The 26029-nt window shown below is 71.4% G+C and carries 24 protein-coding genes and 1 pseudogene; 18 read left to right on the top strand and 7 right to left on the bottom strand.

The window, feature by feature from the left end; translation table 11 throughout:
* Positions 1–112 precede the first annotated feature (112 nt).
* Positions 113–3340, bottom strand: coding sequence for an SNF2-related protein (locus tag IDM29_RS00125; protein WP_182113852.1), 3228 nt, complete (start codon positions 3338–3340; stop codon positions 113–115).
* A 377-nt stretch (positions 3341–3717) separates the two neighbouring features.
* Between IDM29_RS00125 and IDM29_RS17755 the strand changes: the two genes are divergently transcribed.
* From IDM29_RS17755 to IDM29_RS00105, 4 genes are all read left to right on the top strand, one after another.
* Entirely contained in the window at positions 3718–4194 is a 477-nt protein-coding gene (locus tag IDM29_RS17755; protein ID WP_223147789.1) for a transposase, read from the top strand.
* A 78-nt stretch (positions 4195–4272) separates the two neighbouring features.
* The gene (locus IDM29_RS17750) at positions 4273–4800 is read left to right on the top strand and encodes a GNAT family N-acetyltransferase (protein ID WP_182113854.1); all 528 of its coding nucleotides are present in this window, start codon (positions 4273–4275) and stop codon (positions 4798–4800) included.
* Positions 4801–5373: 573 nt separating this feature from the next.
* Entirely contained in the window at positions 5374–5661 is a 288-nt protein-coding gene (locus IDM29_RS00110; protein WP_182113855.1) for a hypothetical protein, read from the top strand.
* Positions 5662–6020: 359 nt separating this feature from the next.
* Positions 6021–6164, top strand: coding sequence for a hypothetical protein (locus IDM29_RS00105; RefSeq protein ID WP_255491855.1), 144 nt, complete (start codon positions 6021–6023; stop codon positions 6162–6164).
* Positions 6165–6184: 20 nt separating this feature from the next.
* Here IDM29_RS00105 and IDM29_RS00100 read toward each other — a convergent pair whose 3' ends face one another.
* From IDM29_RS00100 to IDM29_RS00090, 3 genes are all read right to left on the bottom strand, one after another.
* Complete coding sequence (locus IDM29_RS00100) at positions 6185–6727, bottom strand: hypothetical protein (protein ID WP_182113856.1); 543 nt, start codon at positions 6725–6727, stop codon at positions 6185–6187.
* 487 nt (positions 6728–7214) lie between these two features.
* Positions 7215–8096, bottom strand: coding sequence for a hypothetical protein (locus IDM29_RS00095; protein WP_182113857.1), 882 nt, complete (start codon positions 8094–8096; stop codon positions 7215–7217).
* Between the two features lie 54 nt (positions 8097–8150).
* The gene (locus IDM29_RS00090) at positions 8151–8690 is read right to left on the bottom strand and encodes a hypothetical protein (protein WP_182113858.1); all 540 of its coding nucleotides are present in this window, start codon (positions 8688–8690) and stop codon (positions 8151–8153) included.
* 634 nt (positions 8691–9324) lie between these two features.
* Here IDM29_RS00090 and IDM29_RS00085 point away from each other — a divergent pair.
* From IDM29_RS00085 to IDM29_RS00030, 12 genes are all read left to right on the top strand, one after another.
* Positions 9325–10836: a sugar ABC transporter ATP-binding protein gene (locus IDM29_RS00085; RefSeq protein WP_182113859.1), complete on the top strand. Its 1512-nt coding sequence runs from the start codon at positions 9325–9327 to the stop codon at positions 10834–10836.
* On the top strand, positions 10833–11891 hold the full coding sequence (locus IDM29_RS00080) for an ABC transporter permease (RefSeq protein WP_182113860.1): 1059 nt from the start codon (positions 10833–10835) through the stop codon (positions 11889–11891). Before IDM29_RS00085 ends, IDM29_RS00080 begins: the two co-directional genes overlap by 4 nt.
* The gene (locus IDM29_RS00075; protein ID WP_182113861.1) at positions 11888–12922 is read left to right on the top strand and encodes a hypothetical protein; all 1035 of its coding nucleotides are present in this window, start codon (positions 11888–11890) and stop codon (positions 12920–12922) included. Before IDM29_RS00080 ends, IDM29_RS00075 begins: the two co-directional genes overlap by 4 nt.
* A 52-nt stretch (positions 12923–12974) precedes the next feature.
* Complete coding sequence (gene lsrB / locus IDM29_RS00070) at positions 12975–14036, top strand: autoinducer 2 ABC transporter substrate-binding protein LsrB (protein ID WP_182113862.1); 1062 nt, start codon at positions 12975–12977, stop codon at positions 14034–14036.
* 67 nt (positions 14037–14103) lie between these two features.
* Entirely contained in the window at positions 14104–15096 is a 993-nt protein-coding gene (locus IDM29_RS00065) for a sugar-binding transcriptional regulator (protein WP_182113863.1), read from the top strand.
* Positions 15093–16649 (top strand): autoinducer-2 kinase, encoded by a 1557-nt coding sequence (lsrK, locus tag IDM29_RS00060; RefSeq protein ID WP_188036996.1) that lies wholly within the window; start codon positions 15093–15095, stop codon positions 16647–16649. Before IDM29_RS00065 ends, lsrK begins: the two co-directional genes overlap by 4 nt.
* 37 nt (positions 16650–16686) lie before the next feature.
* A complete protein-coding gene (locus IDM29_RS00055) occupies positions 16687–17064 on the top strand; it encodes a cupin domain-containing protein (RefSeq protein ID WP_182113865.1) in 378 nt (125 codons plus the stop codon).
* A 58-nt stretch (positions 17065–17122) separates the two neighbouring features.
* Positions 17123–18010 (top strand): 3-hydroxy-5-phosphonooxypentane-2,4-dione thiolase, encoded by an 888-nt coding sequence (gene lsrF / locus IDM29_RS00050; protein ID WP_182113866.1) that lies wholly within the window; start codon positions 17123–17125, stop codon positions 18008–18010.
* 1 nt (position 18011) lies between these two features.
* Positions 18012–19217 carry a class II aldolase/adducin family protein gene (locus tag IDM29_RS00045; RefSeq protein ID WP_182113867.1) on the top strand — a complete coding sequence of 402 codons (1206 nt, stop codon included), beginning with the start codon at positions 18012–18014 and terminating at the stop codon, positions 19215–19217.
* A gap of 78 nt (positions 19218–19295) precedes the next feature.
* Positions 19296–19868 (top strand): TetR family transcriptional regulator, encoded by a 573-nt coding sequence (locus IDM29_RS00040; protein WP_182113868.1) that lies wholly within the window; start codon positions 19296–19298, stop codon positions 19866–19868.
* Positions 19869–19903: 35 nt separating this feature from the next.
* Positions 19904–20671, top strand: coding sequence for an ABC transporter ATP-binding protein (locus tag IDM29_RS00035; RefSeq protein WP_255491856.1), 768 nt, complete (start codon positions 19904–19906; stop codon positions 20669–20671).
* On the top strand, positions 20668–21435 hold the full coding sequence (locus IDM29_RS00030; protein WP_182113870.1) for an ABC transporter permease: 768 nt from the start codon (positions 20668–20670) through the stop codon (positions 21433–21435). Before IDM29_RS00035 ends, IDM29_RS00030 begins: the two co-directional genes overlap by 4 nt.
* Positions 21436–21451: 16 nt before the next feature.
* Here the strand turns inward: IDM29_RS00030 and IDM29_RS00025 are convergent, their stop codons facing one another.
* Positions 21452–22363, bottom strand: a complete 912-nt coding sequence (locus tag IDM29_RS00025) for a sensor domain-containing diguanylate cyclase (RefSeq protein ID WP_182113871.1) — start codon at positions 22361–22363, stop codon at positions 21452–21454.
* Between the two features lie 80 nt (positions 22364–22443).
* Positions 22444–23316 (bottom strand): hypothetical protein, encoded by an 873-nt coding sequence (locus IDM29_RS00020; protein ID WP_182113872.1) that lies wholly within the window; start codon positions 23314–23316, stop codon positions 22444–22446.
* A gap of 79 nt (positions 23317–23395) precedes the next feature.
* Between IDM29_RS00020 and IDM29_RS00015 the strand changes: the two genes are divergently transcribed.
* A complete protein-coding gene (locus IDM29_RS00015) occupies positions 23396–24607 on the top strand; it encodes a S1C family serine protease (protein ID WP_220458035.1) in 1212 nt (403 codons plus the stop codon).
* 16 nt (positions 24608–24623) lie between these two features.
* Here the strand turns inward: IDM29_RS00015 and IDM29_RS00010 are convergent, their stop codons facing one another.
* Positions 24624–25391 (bottom strand): BTAD domain-containing putative transcriptional regulator, encoded by a 768-nt coding sequence (locus IDM29_RS00010; protein WP_182113873.1) that lies wholly within the window; start codon positions 25389–25391, stop codon positions 24624–24626.
* Positions 25392–25741: 350 nt separating this feature from the next.
* On the opposite strand from IDM29_RS00010, the pseudogene IDM29_RS00005 reads away from it, so the two are divergent.
* Positions 25742–26029: pseudogene (locus tag IDM29_RS00005) on the top strand (hypothetical protein); the annotation flags it as partial.

The following is a 26029-nucleotide window of genomic DNA, read 5'->3' as shown; positions in this document are numbered from 1 at the left end:
GCTGCTCGTTGCGTAGGTTTCGGCTACGAGTCGCTGGAGTGGAGAACCAGCGTCCGACTGCAAGGTGGGCATGCCGGAGTGGCTCGCGATCACTAGCCGGGTGCGGTCATCGTCAATCGCCCTCGGGGACACCGAGGATGCAGGAAGCGACCCGCTGGGCTAGGGGCTCGACGATCTCCAGCCGGCTCATTGCGAGTTCGACCTGATCCAGAGCCAGTGGGCTGCGATCCAGGAGCGGTTCGATGTCGGCGAGGCGGCTGTAGGCGCTGCGGCGCCGTTTGCGTGTGGCGCGCGCCTCCAGGCGAGCCGGTTTCACGAGAGCCAGCCAAGCGTCCGCGGCTTGGTGCAGGTCGACGATCCCCGCCTCCGACTCACCGCGTGCAACGCCCGCGATTGCGTCCCAACGGTCGGCGTCGTCGTGCAGGCCAGTGTGTCTGGCGGTCTCCGCCCACCGGCGACACATGCGCTGTAACTGCTCGACTGCGCGCTGGTGCCGTCGCGGGAGCAGCTCGACCTCTGCCCGCTCCGCGCGATCGATGAAACCTGTGAGCACGGTCTCGCAGTGGTCGTCGAACGATGCGCTTGGCGGGTCGCTCGCCAGAAGCTCGCGCAGCCGCGCTGAGACGCGGTTCAGGCCGACGACGGCGGCCGGTTCATCCTCCTCGAGGAGGATCCAACGCGGCGCACCGACCCCAGCACCGCGGACGGCGAAGAACGCCCAAGCAGTGCGCGTTCGGACCGGGCTGATGCGCGCGAGGACGCGGTGCTTTGCGCTCCGGTGGGCTTCGTACGTTGGCCCGGGTACCAGCGCGGCGGGCCCCGCGACGAGTGAGCGGACCGGTTCCAGCGCGTCCTGGAGCCCGTCCCACTGGCCGCGCTCTGCCGCGGCGAGCGTGGCAAAGGTCTCCGCGGTCACGACAGCGCCGGGGGCGAGGGGGATTGGCAGGTTGGAGCCCAGCAGCGCGGCGCTCTCCTCGTTGCGCGCTTGCAGGAGCTCGTCGGCGTGCGTGGCGAACGAGCGCGAGTCCGCCGGCCAGAACACGTCGATGCTGTCGTGAGGGCTGTCCATGCGGTCGACCCGTCCGACGCGCTGCTCGGCGACACGCAGGGTCGTCGGCATGTCGAACTGCACGACAGCCGAGCCGCCCTGCAGGTTGATTCCTTCGTTCATCGCGTCCGAGCACAAGGCGATTCCGCGGGTCTTCGAGTCCGCGGCCAGAACTTCACGCACCTGGTCGCGACCCTTCTGGGCTCCGCCGGTCGCCACGATCACGGGGACCCCGATGTCGGGGACCAGGGACTTGATGACCGCAAGCGTGATCGGGTGGTGGTCGAACGCGAGCACACGCTCGTGGCGGCCGGCGAGCTCCGCGACGAACTCCGCCTTGGTGCGCTCGCGGCGACTCCCCAACTTCTCGACAAGTGATTCGATCTTCCCGTAGCGGGCCGACTCCTCGTCGCAAGCGCTCTTCCACGCCGATGTGTCGGTGAGCCACTCCGGGACGTCGCACGAGAGGTCCACTCGTGGGGGGCCCGCTACTCGCGCGGCGGCCACCTTGGCGAGCATGTCGCCGGTTGGCTGCGCCTTGGCGAGCTCGGGAATGCTGAGACGCTTCACCGCTTCGGCGGTCCCGACGACGTGTTCCAGGAGGGCCGCCTGGGATGACCGCATCGCCGCGCGCACCTGGTGTGCTGCCAGCCCGCGTACCGCACTCAGACGGGTCGTCAGCCAGCGCTCGTCGGTGTACTCACGTCGCAGCCACTCAGGCAGGCTGATGCTCGATCCGATCCGCGCGATCCCGCTGAGGCCATCGGCAAGCTCCCGGATCTGGTCGGCGATCCGGCAGTCCTGTGGCGTCTCGCCAGTCTCGTATGTCGAGGGCACGTGCCTGGGGTAACGGCACACACGCCCCGTGATCGGGTGGCGGTAGGCATCAGGTTCGGCATCGACTAGCTCATTGAGCATCGTCTTGGTCCTGCGGACGGTAAAGCGCTGGATCTCCGCGCGTAGCAAGGTGCGGTCGTCGTCGGTGAGATGCCAGTCCGCCTGGCGCCGGTGGAGTCGGTCGAGGACGTCCAGAGTCGCGTCATCGAAGTTGTCGGCGCCGAGCTGGTCGACGAGCGACAGCAGGTCCTTGGCGCTGCGGTTGATGGGTGTGGCCGTGAACATCAGGACGTGGTCAGCCGCGGTTCCGCGCACGTGTGCCGTGCGGTTTGAATCGTGCGCGAGGAAGTTGTGCGCCTCGTCGATCGCGAGGATCTGTGCGGCGGCGACCGCTTCCTCCTCAACACGCGGCCCTTGCGACGAGGCGCGGCTCAGGAGCCCGTGCGAGACGGTGTTGAGGGTGAGCCCGCATGAGATCGCTTCCCGCGCCCACTGATCCTCGACGGGCGGCGGGCAAACGAGCACGGTGAGGTCGCCGCGGACTCGACCGGTACTCCACAGTCGATCGCGCACGGCACGCGTGAGGTGGGCGCCCATGCGTGTCTTGCCAGAACCGGTCGCGTCGGCGACGAGGACGCTGCCGACGTCTTCGACGACCCACAGCGCCTCGGCGATCCCCGCGACCTGGGACGGCCAGAGACGTGAGATGCCCGCGGTCGAGCCAAGGTACCCGGCCGCCCACTGGCCTTCCAGGAGGTCGGCGCACGCCCGCGCGAGTGCCTCGTGCCATGAGACGAACTGGAGCATGTCGTGCAGCAGTGCGCGCATCTCGTCCGTCCAGGGCGCCCCGATGGACCAGTAGTTCTCGGCCATTTGCCGGACGCCCTCATACCCCTCGCGATCGGCCGTGCGGAGGAAACGGACGTTGGCCTCAAACTGAGAGCGCATCCCGGGGTCGGTGAAGTTGCTCGACCCGAGGGTGGCAGCTTTGTCACCGACGTAGATTTTCGCGTGCAGACGGGTGCGGCCGGGGACGAACCGCACCTCGAACCATCCTGCGTCGAGTGCCTCGATCGTCTGCACGATCTTGGCGGATAGCAGCAGCGAGACGCCGTGCTGCTCGATCCAGTAGGCACGCACCTCGTCGGTGAACGCTGCCGAAGCCGACCCGAACGCCACGCGTTCGGTGGCGAACGGCTCGGTGCCCAGAAGGACGCGTACCTGTCCCGGTTGGGGCTTGTGCGCCGTGGCGGCGACCAGCTCAACGATGTGTGCGATTGACGCAAAACCCGCGAGAACGAGCGGGGTGCGCGAGTCGGTGAGGTCGCTCCAGACGTGGTCCCGTACGTGCGCACCGGCGTGGTTGACAGGGAAGCCCTCAGGCTCGGGCCAGGACATCTGGCCAAGCCTCAAGTTCAGACGGGGTTCCGGTGTCGACGAGAACAGGTCGAGCATGGCGGGGTCGGGGCGCGTGCGTCCGCGGCGAGCCATGCGTTCCTCCCGGGGTCGTCCGATGCCGGCACGCTAGTCGGCACCACCGACAAAGGAATTGCTCGGAAGAGCCGGAGATGCCGCGCCGCCGGTGGTAACGCGTCGTGGCTGCTGGATGTCGTTCCATGGACCCGCGGAGTGGGACCGCTTCGCATGTGAATGACGCACCTTGGCGGCAGTCCACGTGGCCGGCCCAACAGAACTATCGGCATGGCAGTCGGGATCGTTGATCCGTTTAGGCGAGCGGGCCAGGCGCCACCTAGGGCGTGTCTCCCAAGTTGAGCGAGTCCGGTCGCCGATGCTGCTCGGATGAGTCGTGCGCAGGAGCTCAGTGATGCCCAGTGGGAGCGGGTCGCGCGCTTGTGCCGCAGGTGCGCGGGCGGTCGCGGCCGTTTCGGAACCACCGGCAGGTCGTGGAGGGCATCGTTCACCGGTACCGATGCGGGGTCGCCTGGCGTGATCTGCCAGAGCGCTTCGGACCATGGCAGACGGTGTGGAAGAGGCACGCCCGGTTCAGTCGGGACGGCACCTGGGACAGGATCCTGACGGCGGTATTGGCCGACGCGGATGCCGCTGGTGACATCGACTGGGCGGTGAGCATCGACTCCACGATCAATCGCGCTCATCAGCACGCGACCACCCTGCCGCGCGAACGTGTTGATGATCTCCGACCCGCCCACTCACAACCCATCAGCAGTCCCCGCTGGATTGACCCTTCACCTCATCGGCGAAGAGGACCTCGGGGATGTGGGCCGCGCCTACTGGCGCACCTACCTGGACACGCCCGAAGAGATGTCCCTGACGGAGGCAAGCGATGACGTCCGGGCCGCCTGGAACGGCGAGTACGGTCGCTGGCTGGCCGCGGGATCTCTCCTCGCACGAGTCAACGACGGCCTGTGCGGCGCGACATCACCGTCGAGGACCCGCCCTGGCAGGACGTCCCGCCCGGCCCCTTCATCACCGACCTCTTCGTCCTGCCTGAGATCCGACGTCGCGGCATCGGCCGAGCACTTGTGCAGGCGGTCCAATCCGCGCTCCCAACCGGCATCGGCCTACGAGTCGACGACTCGGCAACTGAGGCGCACGCGCTCTACGTCTCCCTCGGTTTCAGACCTGCCACTTATGAGACGCGCCCTAGCTCGCTTCAACTCGGCTCGCGCCGTGATGGACCCCGCCGGGTACCGCGCCGACGTCGCCGCGAGCGGCGACGCGATGGTCGGCTTGTTCGACCAGGCGCTGCACGCCCCGTTGGTGCAGCCCACACGCTGCTGGGCACCCAGACGCTCAGGGACAACCCGGCGAGATGGCTCGGAGGCCAAGCTCCCGACCTCGCCATCGGTGCCGCGACGGGTGGCGCTGGCATCGCTGCAGGTGCCCTTTCCCGAGCAGGGGAGCGCTGGCCGACGTGTGGAGACTGCAGCTGACGCGGCTGCTGCTGCCGGCGCAACGGGCGGTAGCCGGGGCGTCCAAGTTGTGAACCACCTTGGACAGGTCTACCCCGACGTGCTCGATCCCCGCACCGGCGGTCCGGTCCACTTCCCTGACCCAGCCCCGAGCGTGTGCCACGGGACCAGCGGGTGGCATGGGACAGTCGAGCGGACCGCGGGCGCTTCATCACCGAGTGGCACGATCGTGGCTTCGGTCGGCCGGATGGGGTGGTCGTCGTACGACATCCACCACATCCGCCCCGCGAGTTCGGCGGCGATAACGCCTTCGAGAACCTCGTGCGGTCGTCAGGCAAGTACACCAGGACCAGTTCAGCGAGTGGTGGAGGAACTACCCATGACCGCCGTGGCTGACGTGCTCGCGCGATTCGCCGCTCTGAGCACTCCGCAGGAGTACGACGAGTCCATATTCCGGCTCGCGAGCACGATGGACCCGCCAGCGACCGACGCAGAGGTCCAAGCGACCGCACCAGCCAACGCACCGTCAGAGCTCGGTGACCTATGGCGAGCGACACGTACCGCGCGCCTGTTCGAAGACGTCGACTACGGGCAGTGGGGCCTGGTGATCCTGTCACCATCGGCCTCCGCCGGACGAACCGCGAAGGAGAGGGCGCGCCGCCCGAGGACTTCACGGAGCACGACATCGTGGTGGCCGAGTTCCTGGGCGACTCCGACCTGCTCGCAGCGAGTCCTGAGGAGAACGGTCGTGTGCAGTGGCTCGTGGCACTGCCGCTCGACCCTCGCGAGGACTGGTACCGCCTGGAGGGCTCCCTGGCCCACGTCCTGCGTCGCTTCCTTGAGACGGGCGGCGAAAAATACTGGTCGGCTGGACAGCCGTAACGTGGGTGCGAGTGGCGTCCAGCGGAGTGGTGTGTGACCGGCCCTCGTGAGGGCGTCGTCGTAGACGTGTAGGCGGCCACCGCGTGACTCTTCGAGCTGAGTTCCCGCTCAAGTCCGACGTGATCAATGCGATGAGCGCTGTGCACCCGTTCTCGAACGCGCCAACGCGCGAGGCGGTCGGTCACTCGCAGGACTGAACCATGCCGAAGCTCTATCCGGCCCAGTTCCGCACCGAGCGGTCGCGCTCCCGCAGGCCCGCAAGCCCGCCACCACCGTCGCTGCCGATCTGGGTATAGCGGCAGACCCAGGCCCGCAAGTTCCCGGCTGCCCGCCGCCTCTCTTCCGACGGCGTTCAGTACATGGAGTCGCATCTGAAGATCAGCGAGGGTGGTGGCGACATCGCCCCGCGGGTCTACTTCTACGACGACACCGCCGGCGCCATTCGTAAGGTCCACGTGGGCTTCGTTGGTCCCCACTACCTGGTGCCCAACACGCGCTCATGACTGGGCAGCTTGCTGGGGTCTTAGGTGACGTCGCGCGCCGGAAGTCCGTACTCGGGATCAGTGAGCGCGGCCCAGTCGCCGAACCGGGGGCGATCCAGCCAGAAGCCCGCGACCGGCACGTCGCTCATCGTGTAAACGTCGACCTCTGGCTCCGTTTTCACGTCGTGTCGTACGGTGCCTGTGCCGTCCGGCTGGAACTTCTCCTTCACGATCTGGAGGGCCTGGCCCTGCATGTACCTGTTGTCGAGATCGGGATACGTGTAGGTGACGCTGATCCAGCGCCACAGCCGGCCGTCGATCTCGTCGTAGTCGATGTTCCGCCACACCGAGCCACCGGGGGTGAAGAACCGGACGCGTGCCCGTCCGTTAGCGCTCGTCCCGATCACCCAACGTGGTCGCGGTGTACCGTCAGCGTCGCGCGCTGCCGCGTCGACGACCTCGATGATGCCCTTCCCGGACTCGAAGGCTCGATGCGCCTCCTCCTCGCTCAGCCAGCGGTGCCCTCCCACCGGCTCACGCGTGAGCTCGTTCCATCGGGTCGTGTACAGCACGTCGTCAGGCATCGGCACCTCCTTCATCCACCGTGAGACCGTGCTGTTGCCATCGCGGGTGACGATACGGTCGCGGACGAACGGTTCGCTGCCCAGCAGGATTCTCGGGGCAGCCGTCTCCTTATCGAATGGACGCTGGAGCGGGCGTGGTTCTCGGGCAGGTGATCGGACGCCGGCCAGTCCTTTCGAGCGAGCCTGAAGCGCAGGCCGAGCTGGGACGGCCCGTCCGCAAAGAGGGCGGGCTGGTCCGGGTCCGGAGTCGCGCGCCGCGTGCGAGCCACTCGGTTGCCCCTGACCTCGACCGGCGCCTGTCGCGCGACAGGACGACGCGTCGTGTGTGCGCAGCCGTCGGTGAAGGACGGACGTCAGCCGCCCTGACAAGCTGATGACCTGGAGCAACGCACGGGTTCAGTGGGGCTCCAGGTTGCGGAGGCCTCCTGCGCTTCTGGGTGCGAAGCGCAATACGAGGTAGTTCCCGCCCTCGAAGCCGCTTTCGTCTTCAGGAGCGGGAACCCGTGAGGGCTTCTACGGTTCGCAGACTTGTGGGCGTACCGAGCTCGGCGGTCGTCCCCGCACGCTGGTAGTGGCGCACGACTGCGCCGATTGCGGAGGCGTCGTGAGCCAGAGAGCGGGCGTCGAGGACGGCGATCGACGGTCCGGCTGTACGGGCTGAGATCGGCCAGGGTCGGGAGCGGCTCCGATGAATCGTCCCTCCCGTCGCACTGGCCCGGAACACGACCGTCCCATTCGCCGCGTCCGTGCCGGCGCCGTCGGCGACTACGAGTGACCCCCAGGGGATGCGGGACTCGAGACCGTGGTCGCGGATCACGAGCGCCGAGGGCGTCAGCCACAGACCGCCTGACGACATGCGCCCCGTTGCGGCAAGTGCCACCGGGACCAGCCAGAAGGCGCCCGCCGCGAACAAGAGCGTGCCAGCGCCGGGGGCGTCTCTGGCGGTGAGTGCAAGCCCGCTGCCGACGAGAGGAACCGCGATGAGCAGCCACATCCCCACGGTGAGGGCGAGATGGCTGGCGGGTGCGGTGATCGCGGTGGCGGGCTCGCCGTCCAGGGTGGTCAGGCGCGGTGCGGGTCCGCGCGGACCGGTGCCGCGCTCCCTGCCGTTCCGTACGGAGCGGCCCCAGAGGATGAGCACCGCGAGAGTCAGAATCCATGCCCCCACCGCCAGCAGGGCCGGGTGCGTTGTGCCGCCGGCTGCGACGACAAGGCCGACGACTCCAATGCCGGCGACCACCGGGACCTCGAGGCGGCGTGTTGACCTCTCCTGAGCCTCCAGACGTCGGCGTAGCTCGGCGATCTCTAGCGAGGTGTGCGCCGGCGGGCCGGCTTCTTCGGGGTCGTGCCGCGGTCTTTGCGCGCTCATCCGAAGAGACCTTCCCAAGCGTCCGTGAGGCCGTCGCCGATGGCGTCCACCGCGTCACCGACCGCACCGTGAGGGGACGCCGTATTCCGGATTGGTCAGGCCCTCCCAGTTCCCGAAGTCGGGCCTATCCATCCAGAAGGCGCCGACCGGGGCATTGGTCAATGTGTAGGCATCGACGTTCGGCTCGAGTTTGGAGTCGTCCTTCACGCGACCTGTGCCGTCGGGGCGGAACTCCTCGGTGAGGATGCGGGTCGCCTGCAGCCGCATGTAGCGCGTCTGGTCGTCGGGGTACACGTACGTGATGCAGATCCAGCGCCACAGTCGGCCATCGATGTCGTCGTAGTCGATCTGGCGCCACACCGCACCGCCCGGGGTGAAGAACTGGACGCGAACTCTGCCCTTGGCGCCGGCGCCGATGACCCACCGTGGGCGCGGGACATCGCCATCACCACGCGTCGCGGCGTCGACGATCGTGATGATGCCCGATCCGGACTCGAACGCCCGTCGCGCTTCGTCCTCAGGCAGCCAACGGTGCTTCATCGCCGGCCGGCCCGTCAGGGGGTTCCACCGGCTGGTGTACAGGACCTCAGTCATCGTCTCCTCCGTCATGGACCGTAGACGGTGCCGGTGACGTCACGGATGATGACACCGTTCTCGGCGGCGTACTCAATGATCTCCAGTGGCACCCCGTTGACCCGGTTCGGCGGAGATGCAGGTGAGGTCGTGTGGGCTGCTTCGTCCGAGAGGTCGGATCATGCCGAGGCCGCTGGTCGAGGCTCTTCGATCGCTCGGCGGCTCCGGCTCCGTGATCGGCGTGAGCAAGGACGTCTGATCTAGGCCGCGGGATGCGGAGGGACCGCTCCAGGCGCTCGATCACCCGCAGTAGCCGCGTCCGCTGCTGCTCCTCACGACTCAGCGGTAGCGCGGCGCGGACCTCTCGATGACGGGCCCTCCGGGTCGCTCGCCCACCCAGAACGGCTCGATGTCGGCCGTCGTCACGCAGATGTGCGCCGCGCAGGTCGGACGCCGACGGGAACCGGATGAGGCCGTCGGGAAGTACGCACCGAGCGGACCCGGCGACGAGGAGCGCGTCCGCGCGGCACGTCACGAAACCGCAACGACGGGTGCCCAGATCCTTGCGCTCGCCTCGAACCCGGCCCTACGTTGAGCGCACTCGCTCAGCGCGTGAGCATCTGCTCAGGCCTTACGAGAGGCAGCGTCAACGGTGATGCGTCCCGACAGCTCGAACCACGACCCCGTGGCCCCGGTCGCGGTGCTCGAGGGCATCTGGAAGTCCTACGGCGGGGTCGCCGTGCTCAAGGACGTGAGCATCGACCTGCAGGCCGGTGAGATCCACGCGCTCGTCGGCGGGAACGGTGCCGGCAAGTCGACCCTCATGAAGATCGTGACCGGTGTGGTGAGCCCGGACGCCGGGAGGATCGCGATCGCGGGGGAGGAGGTCCGACGCCTCTCGCCCCGAGCCGCTCACGCCAACGGCGTGTACCTGGTGCCGCAGGAGCCCGAGCTCTTCCCGAACCTGTCCGTCCTCGAGAACGTGCAGCTCTCCCTGGGCCGCGACCGCGTGCCGCCGGCACGGGTGCGGCAGGTCGCGGAGCAGCTCGGCGCGTCGATCGACCTCGACGCCCGCGCCTCGGACCTGTCGATCTCCGACCAGCAGCTGGTCGAGCTCGTGCGCGGCATCCTGCGCGGTGCGCGGCTGCTCATCGTCGACGAGCCGACGTCGGCCCTCACGGCACGCGAGGTGGAGCGGCTGTTCACCCAGCTGCGCACGCTCGCCGCCGACGGCGTCGGCATCTTCTACGTCTCGCACCGCATGCCGGAGATCTTCGCGCTGTGCGATCGCGTGACGGTGCTGCGCGACGGCGCGACCTGCCTCCAGGAGCGCACCGCCGACACGTCGATCCCCGCCCTCGTCGCGGCGATGGTGCCGGACTCCGTCGCCGCGGTCCGCCCCGAGCGCCGCGCCGCCCAGCAGCCGGACAGCCCGCCGGCACTGTCGCTGCGCGAGCTGTCCGGCAACGGGTTCCGGGACATCACCCTCGACGTCTTCCCGGGCGAGGTGCTCGGCATCGCCGGCGTCGTCGGCTCCGGACGCACCGAGCTCGCGGAGACCGTCTTCGGGCTGCGTCCCGGACGGGGCAGCGTGAGGCTCGGCGGGCGCGGGTACAGCCGTCGGAGCCCGCGACGCAGCATGACCCGCGGCCTGTCGTACGTCCCCGAGGACCGCCACGAGAACGGCGTCTTCCTCCTGGGGTCGATCGTGGAGAACATCTCCTCGACCGTGCTCGCCGCGGTCAGCAGGGCGGGCTTCGTCGATCGCCGGAGCGACCGGGCACTGACGGACGAGATGTGCCGCGACCTGGCCATCCAGACGGGGTCGCGGGACCGGCACGTCGCCAACCTGTCTGGCGGCAACCAGCAGAAGGTCTCGCTCGCGAAGGCGCTCGCCCCGCGTCCGGGCGTGATCATGCTCGATGAGCCCTCGCGCGGCATCGACGTCGCTGCGCGCGCGGACCTCTACCGGCTGGTCGAGAAGCTCGCCGCCGAGGGCCTGGCGGTGCTGCTCATCTCCTCCGACTTCGAGGAGGTGGTCCAGCTCAGCAGCCGCGTGGTCGTGATGCGGGACGGCCGTCTGACCGACGAGCTGGTCGGTGACGCCATCACCCTCGAGAACGTCCGCAACACGGCCTTCGGTGCGCTGAAGGGGGTGTCAGCATGAGGGTCCCTGCCTTCCTCCGGGCCCGCGAGGCCGTGACGATCATCGGGGCGCTGCTCTTCCTCCTCGTCGTCGGCCTGGTGCAGTCGCGGTTCGTCGAGGTCGGGAACCTCGTGCGGATGGCCAACTCGGCCGTCATCCTCGCGCTGCTCGCCGCCGGCGTCGCGCTGGTGATCATCACCCGGAACATCGACGTCTCGGTCGGCTCCACCATGGCGCTGACGGGCATCCTCGGCGGCCTCATGCTCCGCGACGGGGTCCCAGCCGCCCTCACGGTGCTCGCCGTGGTCGCGGCAGGCGCCGCTCTCGGCGCGATCAACGGCGTCGGGGTCACGTACGGCCACGTGCCGTCCATCGTCATGACCCTCGGCACACTCGGCGCCTACCGGGGCATCTCCTTCATCATCACCGGAGGCCACTCGGTCGAGAACATCCCGGCCAGCTACAAGCGCATCGGCACGCTCGAGGTCCTCGGGATGCCCGTGCTGGTGTGGACGGCGCTCGCGCTGCTCGTCGCCCTGATGCTCGTCATGGCGCGAACCCGCACCGGCCGGCACATCTACGCGACGGGCGACAACGCCACCGGCGCCCACCTCATCGGGGTCCGCACCAACGGCATGGTCGTGCTCGCCTTCACGGCGTCCGGCACGCTCGCCGCCGTCGCCGCCCTGGTCTTCCTCGCCCAGATCGGCTCGGTGTCGAACCAGGCGGGCATGGGGATCGAGATGCGGGCGATCGCCGCAGCCGTCATCGGCGGAGTGGCCCTCAGCGGTGGCGTGGGCAGCATCCTGGGCGCGACGTTCGGCGCCGTGTTCATCACGACGGTCACGAGCTCGCTCAGCTTCCTCGGGATCCCCGGCTTCTGGGCGGACACGGTCATCGGAGCCATCCTCCTGGCCGCCCTGTTCGCCGACTCCCGCGTGCGGGCCGGCCTGGAGCGGCGTCGTCGCGCTGCTCGGTACCGCACCGACGAGGTGCCGGGAGACGAGCCAGTCGAACCCCCGCCGGCGGCCGCGGTCGCCGAGAGCACGCGCGTCACCTCGGGAGGGGCATCGTGAACGACCGCATCCGTGTGCTGCTCGCGCCGCTGGCGCGGTGGGAGGGCGCTCTCGTCGTGGTGCTGGCCGTCGAGATCCTCGTGTTCGGTGCCCTCAACCCCCGCTTCCTGGACCCGACCCGCCTGATCGGCTCGACGTCGGACTTCCTGTACCTGGGCATCATCGCCCTGCCGCTCGCCATCGTGATGATGACCGGCGGCATCGACATCTCGATCGGCTCGATCGTCAGCCTCTCGGCGATCGTGACCGGCGTCCTGTTCGCGAACGGCACGAACATCTGGCTGGCCTGCGTCGGCGGGCTCGCGGCGGCGCTCCTCGCCGGGCTGGTCAACGGCGGTGCCATCCTGCTCACCGGCGCGAACCCCATGGTCATCACCCTGGGCACGCAGTTCCTGTTCGCCGGGCTGGCGGTGGGGATCTCCGGACTCGCCAACGTGTCCTCCTTCGAGGGGATCTCGGGACTGCCCGACGGGTTCGTGGAGATCGGGAACGGCAAGACCTTCGGCCTGCCCAACATGCTGCTGATCTTCGGCGTCGCGGCGGTCGTCTTCACGGTGCTGCTGCACGGCACGTCGTTCGGGCGCCAGGCGCGGTTGATCGGCGCGAACCCGCGGGCCGCCGTCTACAGCGGCTTCTCGGTCGGACGGATCACGCTCACCGGTTACCTGCTGACCGCTCTCGGCGCCGGGGTCGCCGGCCTGCTCCTGACCTCGTACCTGGCCTCCGCGCGGGCCGACATCGGGTCCTCGGTGCTGATGCCCGTCTTGACGCTCGTCGTCATCGGCGGCGTGAGCATGTTCGGCGGCGAGGGAACCATCGGCGGCGTCGTCATCGCCGCCTTCGTCATCGGGTTCCTGCAGCAGGGGCTGCGGTTCGCCGGGATGACCGAGTCCCAGGTCGCCGTGGCGACCGGCACGGCGCTCGTCGCGGTCGCCAGCCTCCGCTGGTGGACCTCCCACGCGGCGGAACGGTTCAAGAACCAGCGTGCCCGACGGCGGCGGGCGCTGCTCGCCGACGTCGCGGCCTCGTAGACACCCACCGCACGCTGCGTCGTCAGCGTCCAACCAGATCGGAGAACGTTCAATGAAGATCCGTTCCAGCATCCTGGCTGCGAGCGCGGCACTCGCGCTCGCCCTGACCGCGGCCTGCTCGTCGGGCGGCGGCTCCGAGACCGACACCGGTGAGGAGGGCGCGTCGGACGGCGCCCGGGTGGCGTTCATCCCCAAGCTCACCGGCGTGGGCTTCTTCGAGAGCGGTGGCGCCGGCGCCGTGGCCGCGGGCGACGAGTACGGGCTCGACGTGCGCTACGTCGGCTCGCCGGAGGCGGCGGTCGCCAAGCAGGTCGAGCTCATCAACACGGAGGTCCAGCAGGGAGCCGAGGCGATCATCGTCTCCTCCGTCTCGCCCGACGGGCTCTGCCAGGCGCTCCAGCGGGCCATGGACCAGGGCGTCAAGGTGCTCACCTGGGACTCGGACACCAACCCCGAGTGCCGCAGCCACTACATCAGCCAGGGCACGCCCGAGCAGCTCGGCGCGCTCCTGGTGGAGATGGTCCAGGAGGACATCGGTGCCGACGAGGCGGTGGACGTCGCCTTCCACTACTCGAGCCCCACGGTGACCGACCAGAACCAGTGGACCGAGGTCGCCAAGCAGATCATCGACGAGGACACGCAGTGGAACGTCGTCGACACCGTCTTCTCCGAGAACCAGACCGAGCTCGCCGTCCAGCAGGCGGAGGCGCTCATCAACGCCAACCCGAACCTCAAGGCGATCATCTGCCCGGACGCGAACGCCCTGCCCGGAACGGCGCAGGCGCTCGAGAACCTCGGGCGCGACGACATCGTCGTCGTGGGCTTCTCCACGCCGAACGTCATGCGGACGTTCGTCGAGAACGGCACCATCGACCGCTTCGGGCTCTGGGACGTCACGAAGCAGGGCGCACTCTCCGTCGCCGTCGCCAAGCGGCTGCTCGACGGTGAGGAGCTCAACGTGGGTGACACGTTCGAGGTCGAGGGCATCGGCACGGTCGAGGTCTCGCCCAACTCGGTCCAGGGCTACGACTACGAGGCCGACGGCAACGGCATCGTCGTGATGCCCGAGCGCGTGGTTTTCACCGCCGAGAACATCGCCGACTACGACTTCTGACGGCCCGGGTGGGGCGGACCCGGCCGGTCCGCCCCACCCGGCCACCAGCACTCCCCGAGGAGGGACAGTGGACAGCACCCGCCGGTACGGCGACGACGACTGGCCGGCGCAGGAACAGCTCCTGCGCGTCGCCTGGTACTACTACGTCGACGGCATGACGCAGGACGACATCGCCAAGCGGATCAACGTCTCGCGCGCGTCGGCCGGGCGCCTGCTCGAGCGGTGCCGGCAGTCCGGCGTCGTCAGCTTCACCATCAACTCGGAGTACTACAGCGCCTTCCGCGTCAGCCGGATGCTGAAGGAGAAGTTCGGCCTGCGGGAGGTGCTGGTCCCGCCGGGCCTGGAGACGGACGCGGAGCAGCAGTCGGTCGTCAACACGCGGCTGGGACGCGGGGGAGCGCAGTACCTCCAGAGCCACCTGCGGCCGGGCGACCTGCTGGGCATGGGGTGGGGCGACACGGTCCAGCAGACCATGGAGCAGCTCCAGCCGGACGCGCTCGCCGGCGTCCGCACGGTCAGCCTCACGGGCGGCGTCGGCGCCTACCTGGACAACCTGCGCCGGGCGCGGGCGGGCCGGGACCACGGCACGCTGGACGCGGTGCTCCCGACGCCGATCCTCGCCTCGTCCGAGGGCCTGGCCGAGGCGCTGCGGGCGGAGACGCAGGTGCAGCAGGGGCTCGACCTGGCCCGCCAGGCCGACCACGCGATCGTCGGGATCGGTGCGCTCAGCGGTGGCCCGACGCTCGCCAAGCTCGGCTACGCGGCCGAGGACGAGCTCGAGCGGAACGCGGCGGCCGGAGCGGTCGGCGACATCCTCGGCGTCTTCTACGACGCCGAGGGCACCCCGCTCGACCTGCCCATCCACCGGCGTCGCATCGGCATCGACCTCGACGACCTGCGCGCCATCCCCAACGTCGTCGGCGTCGCCGGCGGCCGGGCGAAGCTCGACGCCATCCGCGGCGCGCTGGGCGGCGGGTATCTCGACGTGCTCGTCACCACCGAGGAGGTCGCCCGGGCGCTCCTCGACGAGGAGGGCACCGAGACCGAGGACGTGGCATGAGCCACGTCCTCGCGATCGACGCCGGCACGGGCTCGGTCCGCGCCGCACTCTTCACGGTCGAGGGCCGGTTCGTGGCCGTCGCCTCCCGGCCGTGGGAGCACGACCCCGAGCCCGGGGTGCCGGGGTCGATGGGCTTCGCCACCGAGCGCAACCACGCCCTGGTCCTGGAGACCGTGCGCGAGGTGCTGGCCACGTCAGGGATCGGCGGCTCGGCCGTGCAGGCCGTCAGCGCGAGCGCGATGCGGGAAGGGCTCGTCGTCCTCGACGCCGCCGGCCGCGAGCTGTGGGCGTGCGCGAACGTGGACTCCCGGGCCGACGTCGAGGTGGTGGACCTCCAGGCCCGGACCGGCCTGCTGGAGGAGGTCTACCGCCGCAGCGGACAGACCTTCGCGCTCGCCGCCCAGCCCCGCCTTCTCTGGCTCGCGCGCCACCGCCCGGACCTCTACGAGCGCGCCGCGCGGGTGGTGATGCTCAGCGAGTGGGTGCTGCACCGGCTGGGCGCCGAGCCCGTGATGGAGCCCTCCAACGGCTCGACGTCCGGCATGCTCGCCCTGGCGACGCGCTCTGCCGACCCGGAGCTGGCCACCCTGTGCGGCCTGCGCGGCGACCTCGTGCCGGACGTCGTCGAGCCGGGGACCGCGGTCGGGAAGCTCTCGGACAGCGCCGCCGAGGCCACAGGACTGGCCGCCGGCATCCCGCTCGCCGTCGGGGGCGGCGACGCCCAGCTCGCGGCGCTCGGCCTGGGGCAGACGGAACCCGGCCAGGTCCTCCTGACCGGGGGGACCTTCTGGCAGCTCAACGTCAACATCGGGGAGCCGCTCACCCACCCGGACCTCGCGGTCCGGGTCAACGGCGCCGCCGTGCCCGGCCTGTGGCAGGCGGAGGCGATCGCGTTCCACCCCGGCACCGCCGTCCGGTGGTTCCGCGACACCTTCGCCGCGCCCGAGGTGGCGACCGCCCGCGAGGGGGGACGCAACCCGCTCGACGTGCTCACGGAGGCGGCGGCGCGGGTGCCGGTCGGTGCGGACGGCGTCATCCCGATCTTCAGCGACGTCATGGACTACCGGCACTGGCGGCACGCGGCGCCGTCGTTCCTCAACCTGTCCCTCGACGGCGGGCCGCGGCTCCGCGCGGCGATGTTCCGCTCGCTGCTGGAGAACGCCGCCGTCGTCTCGGCGGCGAACCTCGACCTCGTCTCCTCGTTCGCGCCCGTCGCCCCGGACGCCCCGGTGGTGTTCGCCGGCGGGGCCGCCGCGTCGCCCGTGTGGTCGCAGATCGTCGCCGACGCCCTCGGCCGGAGCCTGCGCGTGCCGAAGGTCACCGAGGCCACCGCGCAGGGGACCGCCGCCTGCGCCGCGACGGCGGCGGGCGCGCTCGGCACGCCGGCGGACGCCGCCGCGTGGGTGACCTGGGAACGGGAGGTCACCCCCGATCCCGAGCGGCACGAACGGTACCGGGAGGTCCGTGCCCGCTGGGAGACCGCCTACACGCCCCAGCGCGAGCTCGCGCGTCGGGGTGTGACCACCCCGATGTGGCACGCGCCGGGCAGCTGACCACCCTCACGACCGATCCACGCGAGAGAGAGCCACCGTGATCCACCGCCATCTTGACGACACCGAGCACCGGTTCGGGCAGTACGGGCCGGGCTACGTCATCCGCGGTCCTCGTACCGACGTCGGGCTCGTGCGCCTGCGCCCGGGCGACGACGCCTCGAACCACTACCACGCCGCCATCGAGGAGACGTTCGTGGTCCTCGAGGGGCGGGCCACGCTGTGGGTGGACGGACGCCGCGCCTACGCGGTCGGCGTCGGCGACGTCTACCAGATGGAGCCCGGCGAGCAGCACTACTTCGTCAACGAGTCCGACGAGGTGTTCCGGGCGCTGTTCATCAAGGCGCCGTTCGACCCGCAGGACGGCGTCCAGGTGCCGTGGGTCCCCGGCGAGCCTGAGCCCGACCTCGCTCCCTGAGCCCTCGTCGTGGGCACCACGACGACCACCCCACCCACGTCGACGAAGGGAATCACCGATGGCCGACCTCGAGGGCAACGTCTCGGCGAAGCAGTACCACGCGGACATCCCGCAGGAGACCCACGGGTTCCACGTCAAGGGAGCGTCCGGGCTCGACTTCGGCATGAAGCACCGGCTGGGCCGGATCTTCGACCCGGCCGACGGCCGGACCGTCATGCTCGCGTTCGACCACGGGTACTTCCAGGGCCCCACCAGCGGCCTGGAGCGGGTCGACCTGTCGATCGTGCCGCTCGCGGCTCACGCGGACGCGCTCATGGCGACCCGCGGCATCATCCGCTCGGTGATCCCCGCCGGCACGGGCACACCGCTGGTGGTCCGGGCGTCGGGGGGCCCGTCGGTGCTCAAGGAGCTGTCCGACGAGCGCGTGGCGATGGACATGGAGGACGCCGTGCGGATCGACGCCTCCGCCGTGGCCGTCCAGGTGTTCGTCGGCGGTGCCCACGAGACGCAGTCGGTGCACAACATGACGACCCTCGTGGACGCAGGCCTGCGGCTCGGCATCCCCGTGCTCGGCGTGACCGCGGTCGGCACGGAGCTCACGCGGGACGCCCGGTACCTGCGCCTGGCCACCCGGATGATCGCCGAGCTCGGCGCGCAGCTCGTGAAGACGTACTACTGCGACGGCGAGTTCGAGTCCGTCACGGCCGCGTGCCCCGTGCCCGTGATCATGGCCGGGGGGAAGAAGCTCCCGGTGCTGGACGCCCTGACCATGGCGCACGACGCGATCAGTCAGGGGGCGGCCGGTGTCGACATGGGGCGCAACATCTTCCAGCGGCAGGATCCCTCGGCCATGATCCGGGCCGTGCGTGCGGTGGTGCACGGCGGCGCCAAGCCGACGGAGGCGCTGGAGATGTACACGGACCTCTCGGGGGGCAAAGAGGACTGAGGTGGCAGAGAGGACTGAGGAGCTGATGCGCTCGACTCACTGGCCGACCGACCCGGCACCCGCGGACGGGGCCGACAGCCCTGCCGACGTCGTCCGCGCGTCGCGCCTCCTGGGGTCCGACCCCTCCCTGGTGCTCCACGGGGGTGGCAACACCTCGGTCAAGGACGAGGGGGTTCTCTACGTCAAGGGCTCCGGGCACGACATGAGCTCGATCGGACCAGAGGGTTTCGCGCCGCTGCGGCGGGCCGCGCTCGCCACCCTGCTGGCTCGGGATCAGGTGAGCGACACGGAGATGGTCGCCGCCCTGCGCGCTGCGCTGGTCGACGCGTCGGCGCCGAACCCCTCGATCGAGGCGCCGCTGCACGCCTTCCTGCCGTACGCAGCGGTCCTGCACACCCACGCGGACGCGATCGTGACGCTCACGGACACCGTGAACGGGGCGGCCCTCCTCGACGACCTGTTCGGTGACACCGCTCCGTTGCTGCCGTACTGCATGCCGGGCTTCGAGCTCGCCCGCCTCGTGCGTTCCCGCTGGCCCGAGATCGCCCGGGGCGGCGCGGTCGGGTTCGTCCTGGCGCACCACGGTGCGTTCACGTTCGGCGACGACGTCCGGACGGCGTACGAGCGGCACCTGCGCCTGGTCGATCTCGCCGAGTCGCTCATCGCGGAGCACACGGGCGTGCGCTTCGTCGACGACCCCCACGAGAGGGTCGTCGACGCGGCCGAGGACGGTGCGCTCGCCGCTTTCGCGAGAGAGGTGCGCGACGTCGTCGGCGGGGAGGTGGTGGCCGAGGCGGTCCGCTCGGACCAGGTCGACGTCTTCCTCGACAGGGCCGACCTCGCCGAGGTGACGAGCCGGGGGCCGACCACGCTCGAGCACGTCATCCACACGAAGCGCGTCCCTCTCATCGGTCGGGACGTCGAGCAGTACGTCGCCGACTACCGGGCCTACTTCACGCGGAACCGCCCCAGAGCCCGGATGCCGGTGCGGATGCTCGACCCGATGCCTCGCGTGGTCCTCGACCCCGAGCTCGGCCTGGTGGGGCTCGGCCGTACCGCCAAGCAGGCCCGGGTCGCGCGCGACATCTACCGGCACACGATCCGGGTGATGACGGCGGCGCAGGCGCTGGGCGGGTACGTCACGACCAGCGAGGGCGAGCAGTTCGACATGGAGTACTGGGAGCTCGAACAGGCCAAGCTCCGCTGATCGAACGACGCACCGGGAACCGTTCACTGAGCAACCGGGCCCTGGCCCTAGCGCAATGTTAGTCACTAACATTGCGCTATGACGCGGACCCGCGAACGACTGCGTGCGAGCGCGCTGCGCCTGTTCGCCGAGCTGGGGTTCGACGGCACCACCGTCCAGCGGATCGCCCAGGACGCCGGGGTCTCCCACATGACGTTCTTCCGGCACTTCCCGACGAAGGAGTCCGTCCTGTTCGACGACCCCTACGACGACGCCATCGCCTCCCAGGTCCTCGCTCAGGACCGGCGGCTCCCCGTCCTGGAGCGGGTGCGGCGTGGCCTCGCCGGCGCGTGGGGGCAGCTCCCGCCATCGGCCTCGGAGGAGACGCGGCTGCGGGTGCGGATCGTGGCGGAGCACCGCGGACTCATGGCGAGCGCGTGGTCGCACAACCGGCGCACCGGCGACCTCGTCGTGGAGGCGCTCGTGCTGGACGGGGTGGACCGCTTCGAGGCGCGGGTCGCCACCGGCGCGTGCCTGGGCGCACTCATGGAGGCGCTGTTCGACTGGGGTGCCGGGCCCGACGACCGCGACCTCGGCGACGTCGTCCTGCAGGCCCTCGCGGTGCTGGGGCCCGGCACCGGGGAACCGGCTCCCGACGGAGCGGCCGGATGACGGCGGGACGCGCGAAACCGGCCGTGGGTGGCGGCGTGCCGGACGATGCGCTCCTGCGCCTGCGCGGCATCTCCCGGACGTTCGGCACCGAGGTCGCCGTCGCCGGTGTCGACCTCACGGTGCGCCGCGGCGAGGTGCACGCCCTCGTGGGCCTCAACGGCGCGGGCAAGACGACGTTGATGCGGTTGTGCCTCGGGATGCTGCGGCCGGACGCCGGCAGCGCCGCCGTCACCACCGCCACAGGTGCGGTGAACGCGTGGCGAGCGCCGTCGCCGACCTGGGCGCGCACCGGGCACCTGGTCGGCGTGCCCTTCCTGTACGGCGAGCTCACCGTGACCGAGGTGATCCGCTCCGCCGCCCTCCTTCGCGGCGTCGACCGTCGGGACGTCCCGGTGCTGAGCGACCGCATCATCGACGAGCTGGAGCTGCGGCACTGGGCGGACCGTCGCTGCGCCCACCTGTCCACCGGCAACCGGCAACGCGTCGGGTTGGCGTGCGCAGCAGTCCATCGGCCGGAGCTCCTGGTGCTCGACGAGCCGACGAACGCCCTCGACCCCGCGGGCGTCCTCGTCGTGCGCCGCTGGCTCCAGGAGGCTCGCCGGCGCGGCACGGGCGTCCTGGTCTCGAGCCACCACCTCGACGAGGTCGCGCGCGTGGCCGACCGGATCACCGTCCTGCACCGCGGCACGGTCGTGGACACGCTGGCGCCCGGGGCCGTCGACCTCGAGCGGGCCTTCTTCGCCACGGTGTACCGGGCCGAGGCGAGTCGGACCGGGGAAGGCGTGAGCGAGTGGCCGGCATGAGGGCGGCGTGGCGGGTGGAGGTCCTGAAGCTGCGGCGCTCCGGCGTGGGACGCACCGCCGCCGTCGTGCTGACGCTCGTTCCCGTGGCCATGGCTGCGGCCTTCAGCGCCGTCGCGCTCGGCACCGGCGACAGCGTGATGGCGTCGAAGGTGCGTCCGATGATGCAGGGCACCGGCTGGGAGGGCTACCTCGGGGTCCTGGCGCAGATCCTGTCGGTGGCCGAGCTGCTCTGCGTGGGGATCGTGGTGAGCTGGTCGGTGGGCCGCGAGTTCACCGACGGCACCGTCACGGGGCTGCTCGCCCTGCCGACGCGGCCGGGCGCCATCGTGACGGCCAAGCTGGGAGCCGTCATGGTGGGCGCCGTGGGGGCTGCCGCGATCACCGCCGTCCTGGCGCTCGGCGTGGGCGGCGTCATCGGGCTGGGCGCGCCGGACGCGGACGCGCTCCGGGGCGTCGGACGCGTGCTCGCGGTCGCCGTCCTCATGGCGATGCTGGCGCTGCCGCTGGCGACCGTCGCGAGCGGACGTCGGGGCTATCTCCCTGCGATCGGGGCGCTGCTCTGCATCGTCGTCGTCACGCAGGTCGCCACCGTCGCCGGCGCGGGCGCGTGGTTCCCGTGGGCGGCACCCAGCCTCTGGGCGGGCATGGGGGGAGCCGACGCGGCGTCGGCGGTCCTGCCGGTCCAGCTGCTGATCGCGCTTCCCGTCGCAGGCCTCGCAGCGCTCTGGACCGCGGTGTGGTGGGAGCGGTCGGAGCTCGGGTGAACGCCCCACCGCCCGGTCAGCGTCGCCGCTTCGCCTCGTACATCCGGGCGTCGGCCTGCGCGAGCACCAGGTCGGCGCTCGGTGCCTCGCCCGCCTCGACGAAGGTCACGCCGACGCTTGCGGTGACGCTGATCGGCACTCCCTCGAGGCGCACGCTGCCGCCGACCGCCTCGGTGATGCGCCGCGCGAGGCGCTCGGCCTCGTCCTGGTCGTCGGCCGCACCGACGACCACGAACTCGTCGCCCCCGATCCGGGCCGCGACGTCGCCCGGGCGCACGGCGGCGCGCAGCCGGTCGGCGACCACCACGAGCAGCTGGTCGCCGATGCGGTGGCCGAGCCGGTCGTTGATCGCCTTGAACCAGTCGAGGTCGATGAAGACCACGGCGAGGCCCGCGCCCTGCCGCCGGTGGAGCATGAGGTCCATCTGCTCGAAGAGCAGGTCCCGGTTGGCCAGCCCGGTCAGCGGGTCGTGGGTGGCGCGGCGCTCCAGCTCCTCGCGGAGTGTGGCGGCCTCCTCGAGCGCCGCCTTGAGGTCCTCGATGTCGGTGCAGGTCCCGAACCACTTCACGATCGCGCCGGTGTCGTCGCGCATCGGGACCGCGCGGCCGAGCATCCAGCGGTAGACGCCGTCGTGGCGCCGCAGCCGGTACTCGATCTCGTAGGGCTGCCCGGTGCGGGTCGCCTCGGCCCACAACCGGCGCGACAGGGGACGATCGTCGGGGTGGAACGGGGGGTTCCACCCGTCGCCGAGGCTCTCGGCCAGGGTCAGCCCCGTGTAGTCCAGCCACTGCTGGTTGAAGTACGTGTGGTAGCCGTCGGGCCGTGCGACCCACACGATCTGCGGCAGCGTCGAGACCAGCTCGGCCCACCCCGCCTCGGCGCCCTCGACGCTCGGCAGGTCAGGACATGCGGGACGCGCGAGGAGCATGACCTGCGTATCGGCCGGTCAGCGCCGCCGATGAGCCCTCCGACGGCGCCGGTCGGCCGGGCGACGACGACGACGTGACGCTAGCCGCGCGATGGCGGCATGAGCTCGCGCCGGTCGGCCACGTGCCACAGCTCGACCGTCTGGACCAGCCAGAACGCCGCGAACTCCGCGACGAGCAGTGCCTCGACCACGAGTACTGCGTGGGTCCACTCCGGCACGACGACGAACCGGAGCAGGCCCACACCCGCGAGCGTGACGAGCATCGCGAGGGCGATCACCGCGTACACCCGCGCGTAGCGGGCGCGTCGCGCGACCTGGTCCTGCCAGGCGTTGATCGCCACGACCACGACGATCCCGGCGAACATCGCGGGCGCCGCCACGTCGTGACCCGACGCCGCGAGCCGGTCCGGGTCGGCGACGGCGACCACCCCGCCCGCGAGGGCCAGGACCCAGGCGAGCGCGCGGACGACGTCGGCCGGTCCGCTGCGCTCCCGCACGACGGCGCCGCGGCGCTCCAGCACCGCGGCGACCGCCTGCGCGAGCGCCGCGACCAGCAGGGCCGCCAGCACGTTGGCGCGCACCCCGTCGACGGCCATGTCCTGCGGTGCCAGCATCGCGGGGCCGCACGACGGCTCGCGGGCGGCCGGGACGAGCGCCACGACGAACGCGAGGAACCCCGACAGGTCCAGCAGCGTGTCCTCGAGCGGCGAGCTGCCGCGGTACACGAGCAGGCACGCGCCGACCGCGCACAGCACGCCGACGACGACGTCGTGCGCGCCGGTCCAGTAGTACGCGCTGAGCGACGTCTGCCAGCAGCCTGTGGTGAGCGCCTGGGTCGCCACCGCGGTGGCCAGGAGCAGGACGAGGAGCACGACGGCGAGCCGGATGGCGCGGTAGGTGTCGAGCACCGTCGGGGCGTGGACCCGTCGCGCGCGGACGTCGTCGTCGCTCACGCCCCGAGTGTGCGTCCGAGCGGCGCGCGCGGCACATCGGGCGTCCACTGGTAGGGCTGCTACTTCCTCAGGGGGCGTCATGTCGCACGAACCGTTCGACCCGAAGCCCGCCGCCGGCCCGCACCCCCCACCACGGACGACGACCCGCGGGGCGCAACGGTCGCGGCCGTCGTGGTGGGCGCTCGGACTGGCCGCGGTCCTCGCCGCCGTCGTCGGCGCGCTGGCGGCCCTGGGCCTGAGCCAGGGCGCGGCCGCGTCGGACGACCAGGCGGCCGCCACCGTCACGGCCACGGCGGACGACGACCGAGGCGGCGGCGCCACCACGGGCGGCGGCGCGCCCGACTGGGTCGCCGTCGCGGAGGAGGTCGAGCCCACCGTCGTCGCGATCGACGTGCGGACGGCGTCGGGCGGCGGCGCGGGCTCGGGCGTCATGCTCGGGGAGCCGGGCCGCGTCGTGACGAACCACCACGTCGTCGCCGGGGCCGTGGACGGCGGCGTCGTGGTGACCCTGCACGACGGCCGCATGTACCAGGCCGAGATCGTCGGCACGGACGAGGCCACCGACCTGGCGGTCCTCCGGCTCGTCCACCCGCCCGACGACCTCCGGGTGGCCGAGCTCGCAGACTCCGACGCCGTGCGCGTCGGCCAGCCCGTCGCGGCGATCGGCAACCCGCTGGGCCTGAGCAACACGCTGACGACCGGGACGGTCTCGGCCCTGGACCGGCCGACCACGACGGTGCAGCAGGCCCAGTCGCCGGGGGAGCAGGCGGTGGCCTCGACGACGAACGCGATCCAGGTCGACGCGCCCGTGAACCCCGGCAACTCCGGCGGCCCGCTCTTCGACGCGCAGGGGCGCGTGATCGGGATCAACAGCTCGATCGCGTCGCTGCCGACGGACTCCGGCGGGCAGGCCGGCAGCATCGGCCTGGGCTTCGCCATCCCGAGCGACGTCGTGGACCTGGTCACCTCCCAGCTCGACGAGGACGGCGTCGCGGAGCACGCCTACCTGGGCGTCGCGCTCGACGACACGGTCGTGGCGGTCGACGACGCCCGGCGGGCGGGCGCCGAGGTGCTGACCGTCGAGCCGGGCAGCCCGGCCGACCAGGCGGGACTGCGCCCCGGCGACGTCGTGATCGCGATCGACGGCGACCACGTGAGCGGCGCGGAGTCGCTCATCGGGTTCATCCGCCAGCACGCGGCGGGGGACGACGTCGCGCTGACCGTCGTGCGCGACGGCACGCCGACCGACGTCGACGTCACGCTCGCGGTGCGGGAGGACGCGGAGTCCTGATCGCGTGCCGTGCGGCTCATCGCGTGCGCGGGAGGCCGTTGTGCCCGGCGTGCGGCGCGAGCGCCCGCGCGGCCGGGCCCCCGATGCCGAGGAGGTGCTGCAGGGCCGGGCTCGGCTCGATGCCGAACTCGGCCAGGACGAGCTTGCCGTACAGGCTGTAGGCGTCGAGCGCGAGCGCGACGTTCCCCTCACGCAGATGGACCTCGATCACGGCCCGGTGCGCGCTCTCGCGCAGCGGCTCGAGCCGGACGGCGGCGAGCGCGGCGTGCATCGCGGCTCCCGGGACGCCCCGGCGGAGCAGCTCCGAGGCCGCCAGCTCCAGGGCGTGGACGCGCAGCTGCCGGTCCCGCTCGCGCTCGGCGAGCACCCAGTCGTCGTACCACCCCGGCAGCAGCTCGAGGGCGTGCAGGTGCGGCATCAGCGCGTCCGTCGGCACACCGGCGGCGTCCCGGATGACGGACATCGCGAGGGCGTGGGCCTGGTGCACGTCCACCACGGCGTGCGGCGCCAGCATGAGAGCGTCACCAGCGTCGGCCACGAGGTCGGGGCACAGGCGCCTGACCTGCCAGATCGAGGTGCGCAGGTTGCCGTGGGCCCGGTGCTCCGGCAGGTCGGGCCACAGCTCCCCGGCGAGGAGGGCCCGAGCGGCGCGGCCGCCCAGGGCGACGCGCGCGACGAGGTGCTGCAGCGTCCGGGGCAACCGGATCTCGTCCGCACCGCACCACGCCTGGAAGCCGCCGAGCAGGCGCAGCTCGACGGGCGGCGGGGACGCCGGTACGGACATTCGTAACCGCGCCTCCCCCCGGGGCGGCCTGCTCCACGTCGGGCGGGTGCCACGTGGCCGCGCCGCCGTGGGCCGATGCCGCAGCGCAGGAGCGGGTGAGGTGCCGCGACCAGTCTTCACCCGGGCGAGCAGCGGGGACAAGGGCGCCCCACGGGCACGGTCGGTGGTCGCGTGCACGCGACACCGCCGCGCGGACGGCGTCGAGACGCCGGCCCGACGGCGTCCCGACGTGCGTCCCACGCGCGCCGGACACGGGACCGACGTCGGGCACACCTCCGCCGGACGCCGCGGCGCATACGTTCGCTGCGCACGGCACCTCCGGCGCCGGCGCCGGGTCGAGGGAGGCTGGCATGGACCAGGGGCAGGGCACGGACCCCGGCGGGCTGCCGTGGGACGGGGGGCACGGTGCGGCCTGGTCCGACCGGTCCCAGGACGCTGCGCTCGAGTGGCTCACGGACGACGCCGGCACCGACGAGGCAGAGTTCCTCCCCGCTCTCGCGGCGATCATCCCGGCCGTGATCAGCGCGGCACCCGCGATCATCAGCGCGGTCCAGCAGCTGACGAGCCGACCCCGGCCGGCCGCGCCGCCCGCCGCCGCGCCGGCCCCGGCCCCACCGGTCGCGGCACCCCGGCCAGCC

It is taken from the genome of Actinotalea sp. JY-7885 (genome assembly GCF_014525465.1).
Classification (GTDB): domain Bacteria; phylum Actinomycetota; class Actinomycetes; order Actinomycetales; family Cellulomonadaceae; genus Actinotalea.
The sequence above is the reverse complement of the archived record's forward strand: the minus strand, read 5'-3'. Positions and strand labels throughout refer to the sequence as shown.